General features: G+C 45.0%; 1 protein-coding gene. It reads left to right on the top strand.

Translation table 11 applies throughout. The features are described from left to right. Positions 1-98 precede the first annotated feature (98 nt). Positions 99-1,373 (top strand): IS1380-like element IS612 family transposase, encoded by a 1,275-nt coding sequence (locus B5F71_RS19425; RefSeq protein ID WP_143269954.1) that lies wholly within the window; start codon positions 99-101, stop codon positions 1,371-1,373. Positions 1,374-1,406 lie beyond the last annotated feature (33 nt).

The following is a 1,406-nucleotide window of genomic DNA, read 5'->3' as shown; positions in this document are numbered from 1 at the left end:
AAGTTGCTCAGGATTTTGCCGTGTCAGATTTTTCACTTATCTTAGTGTTGCAATTAGAAAACAAGCGAAAATCGTAACAAGGCGCTGAAAAGGTACAAATAAAATTCGAAAAACTCACACCTTTTGGAGGAATTTTTTCAATCATGGAGAAATTTGACTCCATGCTTTCACCCGTTATCGACTCAACACTGGGTCAGAGATGCCGCAGTATCATCGGATATCAGTTCAGCGAGATAGTCCGTTCGCTGATGAGCGTTTATTTCTGTGGCGGCTCATGCGTGGAAGACGTAACGTCACAACTGATGCGCCATCTCTCGTATCATCCTACCCTTCGTACATGCAGCTCTGATACCATCCTCAGAGCCATCAAGGAACTGACACAGGAAAACATCTCCTATACTTCCGACCAAGGCAAGACCTATGATTTCAATACTGCAGACAAACTCAACACATTGCTTATAAACGCTTTGGTTTCTACAGGCGAGTTGAAGGAAATTGAGGAATACGATGTTGACTTTGACCATCAGTTCCTTGAAACGGAGAAGTATGATGCAAAACCGACCTACAAAAAGTACCTCGGCTACAGGCCTGGCGTATATGTTATCGGTGACAAGATAGTCTATATCGAGAACAGCGATGGCAACACGAATGTGCGTTTTCATCAGGCAGACACCCATAAGAGATTCTTCGCTCTTCTGGAATCCCAGAACATCCGTGTAAATCGCTTCAGGGCAGACTGCGGTTCCTGCTCGAAGGAAATCGTCAGTGAGATAGAGAAGCATTGCAAACATTTCTACATCCGTGCCAACCGATGCAGTTCGCTCTACAATGACATCTTTGCTCTGAGAGGATGGAAGACGGAGGAGATTAACGGCATCCAGTTCGAACTCAATTCCATTCTCGTTGAGAAATGGGAAGGCAAGTGCTATCGTCTTGTCATCCAGAGACAAAGACGCAACAGTGGCGACCTTGACCTGTGGGAAGGCGAATACACTTACCGTTGTATTCTGACCAACGATTACAAGTCATCGACAAGGGACATTGTTGAATTCTACAATCTGCGTGGCGGCAAGGAACGTATCTTTGACGACATGAACAACGGATTCGGTTGGAGCAGGCTCCCCAAGTCATTCATGGCGGAGAATACTGTCTTTCTTCTGCTTACTGCATTGATACACAATTTCTACAAGACCATCATGAGCAGGCTTGACACCAAGGCTTTTGGGCTCAAGAAAACGAGTCGCATAAAGGCTTTTGTCTTCAGATTCATCTCCGTACCTGCCAAGTGGATCATGACTGCAAGGCAATACGTGCTGAATATCTACACAGAGAACCGAGCTTATGCAAAACCCTTCAAAACAGAATTCGGATAAGAATCCTTTCTTTCCGGTTTGAATCTGCGTATT

This window comes from Bacteroides sp. An269, from assembly GCF_002159755.1.
Taxonomy (GTDB): domain Bacteria; phylum Bacteroidota; class Bacteroidia; order Bacteroidales; family Bacteroidaceae; genus Phocaeicola; species Phocaeicola intestinalis.
The sequence above is the reverse complement of the archived record's forward strand: the minus strand, read 5'-3'. Positions and strand labels throughout refer to the sequence as shown.